The organism is Bacillus sp. SJZ110 (assembly GCF_006715455.1).
Classification (GTDB): domain Bacteria; phylum Bacillota; class Bacilli; order Bacillales; family Bacillaceae; genus Bacillus; species Bacillus subtilis.
In genome coordinates this window covers 1-11,101 of sequence record NZ_VFNF01000014.1, presented here as the reverse complement: position 1 = coordinate 11,101, position 11,101 = coordinate 1, and the positions used below count along the sequence as shown (strand labels likewise).

14 protein-coding genes are annotated in these 11,101 nt (G+C 41.9%); 2 read left to right on the top strand and 12 right to left on the bottom strand.

The window, feature by feature from the left end:
* Nucleotides 1-408: 408 nt before the first annotated feature.
* Nucleotides 409-1,173, top strand: coding sequence for a polysaccharide deacetylase family sporulation protein PdaB (gene pdaB / locus FB592_RS20830; protein WP_003235130.1), 765 nt, complete (start codon nt 409-411; stop codon nt 1,171-1,173).
* Here pdaB and kbaA read toward each other — a convergent pair whose 3' ends face one another.
* Nucleotides 1,174-1,770 carry a KinB-signaling pathway activation protein gene (kbaA, locus tag FB592_RS20825; protein WP_004399693.1) on the bottom strand — a complete coding sequence of 199 codons (597 nt, stop codon included), beginning with the start codon at nt 1,768-1,770 and terminating at the stop codon, nt 1,174-1,176. It lies immediately after the preceding gene.
* A 109-nt stretch (nt 1,771-1,879) separates the two neighbouring features.
* On the opposite strand from kbaA, the gene gerD reads away from it, so the two are divergent.
* On the top strand, nt 1,880-2,437 hold the full coding sequence (gene gerD / locus FB592_RS20820) for a spore germination lipoprotein GerD (RefSeq protein WP_003235126.1): 558 nt from the start codon (nt 1,880-1,882) through the stop codon (nt 2,435-2,437).
* Between the two features lie 35 nt (nt 2,438-2,472).
* Here gerD and salA read toward each other — a convergent pair whose 3' ends face one another.
* The 11 genes from salA to rplQ form a co-directional block, all read right to left on the bottom strand.
* On the bottom strand, nt 2,473-3,531 hold the full coding sequence (salA, locus tag FB592_RS20815) for an iron-sulfur carrier protein/transcriptional regulator SalA (protein ID WP_038827773.1): 1,059 nt from the start codon (nt 3,529-3,531) through the stop codon (nt 2,473-2,475).
* Between the two features lie 95 nt (nt 3,532-3,626).
* A complete protein-coding gene (cwlD, locus tag FB592_RS20810) occupies nt 3,627-4,340 on the bottom strand; it encodes an N-acetylmuramoyl-L-alanine amidase CwlD (RefSeq protein ID WP_015252979.1) in 714 nt (237 codons plus the stop codon).
* Nucleotides 4,341-4,399: 59 nt separating this feature from the next.
* A complete protein-coding gene (locus FB592_RS20805) occupies nt 4,400-4,843 on the bottom strand; it encodes a YbaK family protein (RefSeq protein WP_003235118.1) in 444 nt (147 codons plus the stop codon).
* Nucleotides 4,844-5,028: 185 nt separating this feature from the next.
* Nucleotides 5,029-5,796, bottom strand: a complete 768-nt coding sequence (locus FB592_RS20800; RefSeq protein ID WP_038827774.1) for a class I SAM-dependent methyltransferase — start codon at nt 5,794-5,796, stop codon at nt 5,029-5,031.
* A 466-nt stretch (nt 5,797-6,262) separates the two neighbouring features.
* Nucleotides 6,263-6,655, bottom strand: coding sequence for a 30S ribosomal protein S9 (gene rpsI / locus FB592_RS20795; RefSeq protein WP_004399691.1), 393 nt, complete (start codon nt 6,653-6,655; stop codon nt 6,263-6,265).
* A gap of 20 nt (nt 6,656-6,675) precedes the next feature.
* A complete protein-coding gene (gene rplM / locus FB592_RS20790; RefSeq protein ID WP_003241966.1) occupies nt 6,676-7,113 on the bottom strand; it encodes a 50S ribosomal protein L13 in 438 nt (145 codons plus the stop codon).
* A 161-nt stretch (nt 7,114-7,274) separates the two neighbouring features.
* Complete coding sequence (gene truA, locus FB592_RS20785; RefSeq protein ID WP_021482002.1) at nt 7,275-8,018, bottom strand: tRNA pseudouridine(38-40) synthase TruA; 744 nt, start codon at nt 8,016-8,018, stop codon at nt 7,275-7,277.
* 9 nt (nt 8,019-8,027) lie between these two features.
* Nucleotides 8,028-8,825, bottom strand: a complete 798-nt coding sequence (locus FB592_RS20780; protein ID WP_004399656.1) for an energy-coupling factor transporter transmembrane component T family protein — start codon at nt 8,823-8,825, stop codon at nt 8,028-8,030.
* Nucleotides 8,822-9,691, bottom strand: a complete 870-nt coding sequence (locus FB592_RS20775) for an energy-coupling factor ABC transporter ATP-binding protein (RefSeq protein ID WP_021482003.1) — start codon at nt 9,689-9,691, stop codon at nt 8,822-8,824. The genes FB592_RS20780 and FB592_RS20775 overlap by 4 nt, the downstream gene beginning before the upstream one ends.
* Nucleotides 9,667-10,512, bottom strand: a complete 846-nt coding sequence (locus FB592_RS20770; protein ID WP_004399689.1) for an energy-coupling factor ABC transporter ATP-binding protein — start codon at nt 10,510-10,512, stop codon at nt 9,667-9,669. The genes FB592_RS20775 and FB592_RS20770 overlap by 25 nt, the downstream gene beginning before the upstream one ends.
* A gap of 127 nt (nt 10,513-10,639) precedes the next feature.
* On the bottom strand, nt 10,640-11,002 hold the full coding sequence (gene rplQ / locus FB592_RS20765) for a 50S ribosomal protein L17 (RefSeq protein WP_003225836.1): 363 nt from the start codon (nt 11,000-11,002) through the stop codon (nt 10,640-10,642).
* Between the last annotated feature and the right edge of the window lie 99 nt (nt 11,003-11,101).

Genomic DNA, 11,101 nt, shown 5'->3' with positions numbered 1-11,101 from the left:
ATGTATTAGGCACGCCGCCAGCGTTCGTCCTGAGCCAGGATCAAACTCTCCGATAAAGTAGTTTGACTGACTACGCACATCGCTGTGCGATTTTTTAAAAACTGAATTAACAGGTACGTTTTGTCTTGTTTAGTTTTCAAAGATCATTACCGCCGCTTAACGAAGCAGCTTTATTACTATAACATTTAGCTTCTTTTAAGTCAACAACTTTTTTCAAAGTACTTAATGAAGCTTTTAGTTGATGTCAGCTGTTTATCAGCGACGAATAATAATATATCACGGATATTATCAAAAGGTCAACACCCAATTTAGGCTGTATGTGAAGAGACATTTTATCGGTTATATTCAATTGTCCATGCTCATAAGATGTAAAACAAGAATGATGGACAAGATAAGGAGGCATCATCAGTGAATCACTTCTATGTGTGGCACATTAAACGGGTAAAACAATTAATTATTATACTTATCGCCGCATTTGCAGCTGCCAGCTTTTTTTATATCCAAAGAGCTGTCCCGCTTCCCGTGTTTTCAACTGACACCGGACCTAAAGCCATTTATAAAGGAGAAACAGACTCTAAAGATATTTCACTTACTTTCGATATCAGCTGGGGTGATGAGAGAGCAGAACCGATACTTAATACTCTGAAAGCAAACGGGATTAAAAACGCAACGTTTTTCCTGTCCGCTTCTTGGGCAGAACGCCATCCCGACACAGTGGCCCGTATCGTAAAGGACGGACATCAAATCGGGAGCATGGGCTACGCTTATAAAAACTATGCCAATTTAGAGAGCAGCGAAATAAAAAAGGACATGAACCGTGCGCAAACAGCCTTTGAAAAGTTAGGGGTCAAAGACATACAGCTATTAAGACCCCCTACCGGCCAATTCAATAAGAATGTTCTAAAGGTCGCAAAGCAATACAATTATACAGTCGTTCATTACAGTGTGAACTCGCAAGACTGGACAAATCCCGGAGTTGAAAAAATCATCGACAATGTGACCAAGCAAGTTTCCGGTGGAGACATTATTCTTTTACATGCCTCCGATTCGGCAAAACAAACAGAAGAAGCATTGCCTGATATCATCCATCAGCTGAAAGAAAAAGGATTAAAAAATGTAACCGTGGGTGATCTCATCGCAAATTCTGATGCCAAATCCGCAGAGGTAAAGTAATTACTTTGCTGCAAACTTCGGCAACATCAGCAATTGGAAGGCATTACATGCCATTAACGGAAAAAGCATTAAATAAAGCCAGTCCTCATCATTTACTCTTAATGCAGGGAACCATTCTAATGCGGTAATCACAACCATCAAAAACAACGATGACACAAATGTTTTCTTAGAGGACTGCTTTTGCTTTATATAAGCTGTAATCACTCCAAAGATCAATAAAAACACCGGTAACCACGCATACCCAGCCAGCGATTCTCCGCTCTCTCCAAAAAATAAAAAACGCACGTACATTAAATCAAAAGCAACAAACAGGATGAAAAACAACTGCAGCAAATTCCACAAAGAGGAGGACCTTAATATCTCAAGCGCAAACCGATGGACTGTTAAAAACACGAAAAAACCCATTTGGCTGATCACACTGAAAATCATGCCTACACCGATAAACCAAAATAAAACAGAGAAAATCTGTCCCGCTTCAAATGTCAGAAACAGCCCTCTATATTCTCCCCATTTTAAAGCAAAACCCACAATACTCGTGATAAGCGCCCCGACAGCTAAAATAGAAAAGAAAAAACGAACTAAACCACGGCTTTTCATTTCTTTATTCATCCCCTCAAAAATCGCGAACAGCGATATTTTGTTATGTATAATTCCAAACAGATGAATCATATTAAAGGTAAGACAAGTATGTGAAAGGAGCTTAAGCATGTCAAAAGCCAAAACGCTATTGATGAGCTGTTTTTTATTATTATCTGTAACAGCTTGCGCTCCAAAAGACCAAGCAGCGGATATGGACTATGATCAGACCAAAAAAATGGTTGTTGATATATTAAAAACTGATGATGGAAAGAAAGCTATTAAGGAATTATTAAATGATGATGCCATGAATGAAGCGCTGGTGATTGACCAAGATGCAATTAAAGGAACAATAGAAAAAACACTCACATCTAAAAAAGGTGAAGAATTTTGGAAAAACATCTTTGAAGACACTGATTTTGCTGAGGGCTTTGCCAAAACTCTTCAAACAGAGCATGAAAAAGTGATTAAAAAGCTGATGAAGGATCCAGATTACCAGAAGATGCTGATGAGCGTTATGCAGGATCCCGGCATGGATAAAAAGTACAGCCAGCTGGCAAAAAGCCAAGAATTCCGCAGTTATTTAGAAGAGGTTATTAACGAAACACTTTCTAGTCCGCTTTACAAAAAACAGTTCGAAGATGAACTGAAAAAAGCAGCAAAAGACACGGCCAAAGAAAGTGAATAAAGGGAAAGCCGGGATCTGGAATCCCGGTTCACCTTTTATACCTGCACTGACATTTTTGCATCTATTTTTTTTGCGATGTCCTGATATATTTCTCCGATTGGATGATTTTCGTCATAAACAGACGGAGCAAATTGGTCCTTATCCCAATCGGGCTGTTTCAATGGGATTCTGCCGAGTAAAGGCACGTTTAGTTCCTCAGCCAGTTTATCTCCTCCGCCTTTTCCAAACACATATTCTCTTTCCCCTGTCTTTGCACTTTCATAATAAGCCATGTTCTCTATAACACCCACGACCTCATGATCGGTTTTAATCGCCATAGAGCCCGCTCTGGCCGCGACAAAAGCAGCTGTCGGATGTGGCGTAGATACGATAATTTCTTTGCAGCTCGGAAGCATTGTATGTACATCGAGAGCAACGTCCCCTGTACCAGGCGGAAGATCAAGAACAATATAGTCTACTTCTCCCCACTCTACTTCATGGAAAAAGTTATTCAGCATTTTGCCGAGCATCGGCCCTCTCCATACGACCGGGGCATTTTCTTCTACGAAAAAGCCCATTGACATGACCTTTACTCCAAAGCGTTCAACAGGAAGAAGTTTCTCTCCTTCAATTGTTGGACGCACAGTGATACCCATCATGTCCGGCACACTGAACCCATAAATATCCGCATCAATTAAACCAACCTTTTTCCCTAGACGAGCCAGAGAAATAGCTAGGTTTACTGACACAGTTGACTTGCCTACGCCGCCTTTTCCACTTGCTACAGCAAGAAAGACTGGCGGGTTATCCATATTTAATAATGTTTTTTTCTCAGCTGACGGCTCCCGGAATTTAGCAACCGTTTCTTCAGGCAGCTCTTCAAATCGAAGGCCGACTGTCTCAGCTCCTGCCCCTTTTAATACGTTTACGATCTCTTGCTGAATCTGCATTTGTTCTGCAGTTCCTGTTTTTGCAAGAGCGACTTTTACACTGATATGCCGTTTTTCAGGCTTTATTTTAATTTCCTTAACGGCATCCAATTCTCCCAGAGGTCTTTGAAGAAAAGGTTCGCGCATTTCTCCGACTAGTTTTCTTACTTCATCTTCTCTTATCATCGAACCTCACCCTTTTGTGTATTCGTTTACAATTATTATTATATCATACATAAATGGCGGGTGTCTTATGCTTAGAACCACAAGAAAACCCTCCATTACTCCGGAGGGTCTCCTTTTTCTGTGAAATATCGCAAAATGCCTTTATATATGGAAGATGCCACCTTGTCTTGATATTTCGGTTTACCGAGCAGCGTTGCTTCGTTTGGATTGGATAAAAATCCGACTTCTATAAGCGCCCCCGGTTTGGTGACGTTTTGCATTAAGTAGATGCCATGAATCCGCTTTGCTTTCCGGGTTGTGTTTTCCAGATTTCTTCTCAGCTCATCCTGGATGTATTTTGCGACTTTCTCATTTTCCGCATATTTCCCGTAATAAAAGCTTTGGGCTCCGCTCCATTTTTGTGACGGAATCGCATTAAGATGAATGCTGATATAGAGCTCCGCCTCTGAATGGTTTATTAATTTGACTCGTTGTCTTAGATCCTCAGCTTTTCGTCGACTATAGCCTTTTGTTCCTTCTGGAGCGAGATCAGTATCACTTTCTCTGGTCATGATAACAAGCGCTCCTTGTTCTTGAAGATAATCCCTGACTCTAAAGGCCACTTCCAGGGTAACATCCTTCTCTAACAGCTTTCCGCCGACTGCTCCGCCGTCAGGCCCGCCATGACCTGGATCTAGATAAATGATTTTACCGCTCAAGGGCAGGCTCCACGGCTTCCAAGAGTCGTTATTGCTGAACTGATATTTGAACAGAAATAGTAATACGATGAAGCCTAGCAAAAAACTGAGCCATTTAAGCTTTTTCCTCATCCCTTCCCCTCCCGCTTGTCCGTTATTACATAACTATGGGACAGGGCCGGGAAATATGATTATCGCATGCGAAGCTTACACTGTTTTTCTCTTTGAACAAACCCCGCTGTCCACCAATCTTTAATGAACTTGCGTGCCGCTTCATAAACCGTGTTTTTATCAAATGTTGCGTATTGCTCGTGTATCCAATTATAGAGATAATCAAAAAACTCCATACGTAGCTCTTCTTCTTCTCTTGCAGAGCGGGCACTGATACTTTGCATGGATTCTCCGTAATAGCCGAATATCCCAAAACGCCCGCCTAACAAATAAGCTTCAATCGCAAAATCAATACAGCCTTCAGTAATAATATCTCGTTCATCATGTAAAAATGGAAATAATGGTTCCAAACAATCCTTAACAGACTGGATAATTTGTCTCAGAGAGAGTTCTTTGAGCAAGTTCTTTTCTAATTCAAAATCCTTTTGGCGTTTCACATCCATAAAAGACAGTACTTCTGCCATATAAATTCACTCTCCTTTTATCGATTATTTTGAGGTTTGGATGATGAAACAATGCCCGAATTCGGTTGGAAATTCGCCCAAATGAAGGTGTAAAATCGATAAAAAATCAGCCTTCCACAGGGTCAGGAACAAACGTTCTGTAATTAGTTATGAAAAAAGCAGCCCCTCTAACAGGTCGCTGCTTTTCATACTTTCACGCTTCTTGTTGCAGAATATGTATGGATATATTGGTCTAATACAAACCCGCCTTTATCTTCATAAAAACCAGTAACGATAAAACCAACATCAATTTGGCCTTTGATTTGGTCTTCTAAGGAATGGCCGAATTCCAGAGCCTCATTATTTTCGATCAGTTTTTTCACTCTATGTTTCGGAAGATCTTCTGGGTCAGCATATGGAATGGAGTGTTTTACTTTTAAAACACCTTGCTGTTCTAATTCTGTATCAAACAGAAATACAACAGGATTGACAAAACCCGAGATTAGAACACCGTTCCTTTTCAACACACGGTGCGCTTCCTTCCATACCGGGAGGACATTCTCAACAAAAACATTGGCAACAGGATGTACAATGACATCAAATGATTCATCATTAAATACACTTAAATCGTCCATGCTTCCTTTGACAGTGTGTATCGTGAGACCATCTCGCTCAGCAACCATTCTATCCTGATTCAGCTGTTTTTCTGAGTTATCTAATACGGTGACATCCGCGCCTGCGGCTGCCAAAACTGGACCCTGCTGGCCACCGCCTGATGCTAAACAGAGTACTTTCAGACCTTTGACCGGCGGAAACCAATCCTTCGGTACATCTTTCATTGGTGTTACCCTTATATCCCAATTGCCTTTTTTTGCTTGTTCGATAACCTGCTGCTCAGCAGCAACAGTCCATTCATTGCCTGTTTCTACTTTTTTATCCCAGGCTTTGCTATTATGAGCTACTAACGCATTCATGAATCTTCTCCTTACTTTAATGTATAGAGTATAACAAATATTTCTAGATTGATATCGCTTTCCCTTTGCATATTTAGAAAAAAGTTCATAAAAACGCAAAAAAATCACAAAGGAGATATGTGATTTATATCATCAGATTTACTTTTACTTCGTTACATAAAGCCATTAGCAATGAGAGCTATTGTTTCTCCGGGTTAATCAGCAGTGAACTTTAACGGATGAGATACAGTGGTTAAATGGAGCTGGGCTGCCGACATAACGATAATAAACATTGACCGAACTTCCAATTGAATAAAAATGAAAGCTATCATGATTTTTACAGTGAGACCGTTTATAAACAAACAATTTGTTTAACCCCGTCAAGCGTCCATTCAGTGTTATTTTTATGCGGAGCTGGCCACGTTTATTAAAAGAAAAAAGAAAAAAGCTCCCAACCCAAGGTCGAGAGCTTTTTGAAAACGTAAAATTAACGTTTTGAGAACTGAGGTGCACGACGAGCGCCTTTAAGACCGTATTTTTTACGTTCTTTCATACGAGCGTCACGAGTCAGAAGACCTGCACGTTTAAGAGTTGTACGGTATTCTGGATCTGCTTCAAGCAAAGCACGAGCGATACCGTGACGGATTGCTCCAGCTTGACCAGATAAGCCGCCTCCATGTACGTTTACTAAAACATCATAAGTGCCAGCTGTTTCAGTCAAAGTTAATGGTTGTTTGATATCTTCGATTAAAGCTGCAGATGGGATATGTTCGCTGATTTCACGATTATTAACGACGATACGGCCTTCTCCTGGAACTAAACGCACACGCGCTACAGAGCTTTTACGACGGCCAGTACCGTAATATTGAACCTGTGCCAAATTGGTAACCTCCTTTTTAATTAACCGCGAAGTTCGTAAACTTCAGGTTTTTGTGCTTCGTGTGGATGCTCAGAACCACGGTATACGTTCAATTTTTTGAACATTTGACGACCTAGAGAACCTTTTGGAAGCATGCCTTTGATAGCAAGCTCAAGCATTTTCTCAGGGTAGTTTGTACGCATTTCAAGAGCAGTTCTTGATTTTAATCCGCCTGGATGTTGAGTGTGACGGTAGTAGATTTTGTCAGTTAACTTTTTACCAGTTAACTCGATTTTTTCAGCGTTGATGATGATCACATGATCTCCAGTATCAACGTGTGGTGTGTAAGTTGGTTTGTGTTTTCCGCGAAGGATAGCTGCAACTTCTGAAGAAAGACGACCTAAAGTCTTGCCAGCAGCATCAACAACTAACCACTTGCGTTCAATAGTACTTGCGTTAGCCATAGGTGTTGTACGCATTGAATTTCCCTCCTAAATGATCTGTCATTTTCAATAAACTTCGATTACGTTCTATTTCACAACACAATAAGTTCCGGGGCTTATCGTGGGGTTGAAATACATACCATATGATATCTTATAACTTTATGCAGACTCTGTCAAGAAAATATTATACACCTGGTTTAGTTGTCATAGTAAACGTTCCACAAATATAGCCCGTGCCCCGGCGCTGTGCGCCCTGCCGCTTCGCGATCCTTCGCTTCCAGCATGGATTTCACATCATCGGGAGAAATTTTTCCAATACCTGCATCAAGCAAAGTACCCGCAATAATTCTGACCATATTATATAAGAAACCGCTGCCTGTGATCCGCATTTGCAGGCCGTCAGCCGTCTCAGTCCAATCAAGTTCGTAAATCGTTCTTATCTTGTCCTGCACTTCTGTTTTAGCCGCGCAAAAGCTCGTAAAATCATGTGTCCCTATAAGATGCTTTGCCGCTTCTCTCATGTCCTGCACATTAAGGCGATATGAAAAATGGTAAGCGTAATGCCGTTTAAATACGTCCGGGTGTTTCTCCGTGTATACAAAGTAGCGATATTCTTTTTTGACTGCGCTAAATCGTGCATGGAACCCATCATCCGCAATTTCTGCCTGTTTGACTGCGATATCGTCCGGAAGCAGTGCATTTAAGGCATATGGCCATCTCTCAGCCGGGATAGACAGTGGAGTGTCAAAATGAATCACCTGTCCGGCTGCGTGAACCCCGCTGTCTGTTCTTCCAGACGAAACGACCGGAATTCTGTCTTTTGACTTATGCAGGACAGCCAAAGCCTTCTCCAGTTCATCCTGAACCGTTCTTTTGCCCGGCTGAACCTGATAACCGTTAAACAAATGTCCGTCATAAGAAATCGTGCATTTCAGTCTCATACAGCACCTCTAAGCCCTTAAGAAAAATAACAAAGCAGCTAATACAATTAAGCTGACAATGACAGAAGTGTCTTTTCCTGTCCATACAAGCTTTCTATATTTCGTACGTCCTTCTCCGCCTTGATAGCCTCTTGCTTCCATTGCCACCGCAAGCTCTTCGGCGCGTTTAAATGCGCTGACGAAGAGCGGGACAAGAAGCGGGACAATAGCCTTCACTCTTTCTTTGACAGGCCCGCTTGTAAAATCAACGCCTCGCGCCATCTGAGCCTTCATGATCTTATCTGTCTCCTCCATCAGTGTCGGAATAAACCGTAAAGAAATTGACATCATAAGAGCCAGCTCATGAACAGGAAGCTTTAATTTTTTCAATGGGTTCAGCAGCTGCTCCATTCCATCGGTAATCTCAATCGGTGTAGTCGTAAGCGTTAATAAAGTTGTGATTAAAATCAAATAGACGAATCTAAGAGAAATGAATATCCCCTGAACCAGACCGCCCTCATAGACTTTGAAAAAACCTATTTGAAAGATAATCGGTCCTTCATGTGTCATAAGGATGTGAAGAAGGAACGTAAAAAGGACAATCCAGATGATTGGCTTCAGCCCTTTCATTAAAAAAGAGAAAGGAACTCTTGTTAAAGAAACGACGCCAATTGTAAATAAACCAAGCAACGCATATGTCTGAACATTATTGGCTAAGAATACAATGCAGACAAATAAAAAGATCGTGATCAGTTTTGTTCTGGGGTCAAGCCGGTGCACAAGTGAAGTCCCCGGTACATACTTGCCGATAATCATGCTGTCCATCATAAAGTCTTCTCCCCCTGAAAAAGAGCACGGATTTCAGCAGCGGCATCTTCCATTGTGAGCATAGGCTCATTAAATCTCACACCCAGTACAGCTTCAAGGTGTCTTTGGAATTTTATTGTTTCAGGAAGATCCAGCCCCCAGCCGGCCATCTCTTCACCCTTTAAAAACAGATCACGCGGACTGCCTGATGCTTGTATCGTTCCTTTATGCATAACAATCATTTCATCAGCGTATGCAGCTGCATCCTCCATGCTGTGTGTCACAAGGATCGTCGTCAGGTTCCCACGCTGATGAAGCTCATAAAACATATCCATAATCTCTTTTCGCCCTCTTGGGTCCAAACCTGCAGTCGGTTCATCCAGAACAAGCACTTCAGGATCCATTGCAAGTACGCCGGCAATTGCAACTCTGCGCATTTGTCCCCCGCTTAATTCAAAGGGGGACCTGTCCAAAAGCTCTTCTGATAAACCTACAAGCTGCAGCATCTCTCTCGCTTTTTGTTCAGCATCTTCTTTTTTAACACCAAAGTTCATCGGTCCGAATGAAATATCTTTAAGAACTGTTTCTTCGAATAATTGATGCTCAGGAAATTGGAAAACGATTCCGACTTTTTTACGAAGTTTTTTCAGTTCTTTATTCTTTTTCCCTGCCTGAATGACAGTGCTGCCTAGTGATATCTGTCCCTTCGTCGGCTTCAGGAGACCATTTAGGTGCTGAAGAAGAGTGGACTTACCAGAGCCTGTATGCCCGATAACGGCTACGTAGCTTCCTTCTTTAATCGATGCATTGATATCATACAGTGCTAGGCGCTCAAACGGCGTCTTCATCTGATAACGATGCTCTACATCTTTGATTGTAATGTCCACAGCTCTTTCACCAGCCCTTCCTGAGTCAAATGGTTTTCTTCCAAAGCCAGTCCATTTTCTCTTAAAAGCTGGCTAAGCTGAAATGAGAAGGGTAAATCAAGCCCAATTCGAACAAGTTCTTTATTCAATTTAAAAATCTCTTCAGGCGGCCCTTCAGCATATTTTTTACCGCCATTCATGACAATGATCCTGTCTGCTTTTGCTGCCTCATTCAGATCATGTGTAATGGATATGACAGTCGCCATGCCCTGCTCTTTTAAATGTCTTACCGTTTCAAGCACTTCTTCTCGCCCGATCGGATCAAGCATGGATGTTGCTTCATCTAAGATAATAATATCAGGACGTGCGGCAATAACCCCCGCAATCGCAACTCTCTGCTTTTGGCCTCCGGAGAGATGGTGCGGCTCTTGATCGAGAAAATCTTGCATATTCACCTGTTTTACTGCCCAGTCTACTCTCTCAATCATTTCTTCCCGCGGTACACCATTGTTTTCTAAACCAAAAGCCACATCATCGCGAACAGTCGTTCCGACAAATTGGTTATCCGGATTTTGAAAGACCATACCTATCTTCTTACGCACTTCCCAAACAGATTCCTCTGTCAATTGAATCCCGGCAACCTCAATGTCGCCTGATTCAGGAAGAATTAAACCATTCAATGCCCGGGCCAGTGTTGATTTCCCTGAACCGTTATGACCTACTATTGCAAGCCATTCACCCTCATACACCTGCAGGGAGACGCCGTCTAGTGCTCGTCTTTCTGCGTCCTTCCGATATCGAAATACGATATCCTCTACCGATATCAACTGATTTTGATTCATGGAAAACCGGCCTCCTCTCAGCTAATGCTCTGCTTTTCTCTCTATTAAAAGTTGCAGTATCTAAAAAAAGGGCATAGATCCAGTTAGAAACTGTCCCGCCCTTCTTTAGATACACAAAAATATGTGATTAAACCAATTCGATAATTGCCATTGGTGCTCCGTCACCACGGCGAGGACCAAGCTTCATAATACGTGTGTATCCGCCTTGGCGCTCCTCGTAACGAGTTGCAATGTCAGAGAATAATTTTTGAAGTGCATCTTGGTTATTTTCTTCGTTTGCAACCTCGTTGCGGATGTATGCAGCAGCTTGACGGCGAGCGTGAAGATCACCGCGTTTGCCAAGCGTGATCATTTTTTCAACTACAGAGCGAAGTTCTTTCGCACGTGTTTCAGTTGTTTCGATTCTTTCGTTGATGATCAAATCAGTTGTAAGATCACGAAGCATAGCTTTACGCTGTGCACTCGTACGTCCTAGTTTTCTGTATGACATGTGATGTCCCCTCCTTTATTGGAATGCTGTTTCTGAATAATAAACACACGAAAATCCTAGTTCACAAGGGAAACTAGTCAATCGTCGAGTCGAGGTACG